At 34.4% G+C, this 314-nt stretch carries 1 tRNA gene; it reads left to right on the top strand.

The window, feature by feature from the left end:
• The first annotated feature begins 91 nt into the window (after positions 1-91).
• Positions 92-165 (top strand) — tRNA-Ala (locus tag IRZ99_RS21160).
• The last annotated feature ends 149 nt before the right edge of the window (positions 166-314 follow it).

Below are 314 nucleotides of genomic sequence, written 5' to 3'. Positions count from 1 at the left end.
GGAAATTCTGGAAGTTGGGATTCACCAAAAGAAATTAGAGAAGAATTTAAGAAATCTAAAGTCTGAATTCTACAATCTAAGATTGAAAAATGGGGGATTAGCTCAGCTGGCTAGAGCGCCTGCCTTGCACGCAGGAGGTCAACGGTTCGACTCCGTTATTCTCCACAAAAGCGAAAGCTTAGAGCTTAAAGCCTATGGCTTAAAGCGAAACAAAGTTCATTGACATATTGAGATAAGAAAATAATAAAAAGTAGAAAGCATTTTTTACTATTTATAGTAAAAGACAAAAAAAAAACGGTCTTAATTAAATTTAA

Origin of the sequence: Flavobacterium sp. LC2016-12, assembly GCF_015351595.1 — a bacterium.
GTDB lineage: Bacteria > Bacteroidota > Bacteroidia > Flavobacteriales > Flavobacteriaceae > Flavobacterium.
Note: the sequence above shows the minus strand (reverse complement) of the source record. Positions and strands in the feature narration are given on the sequence as shown.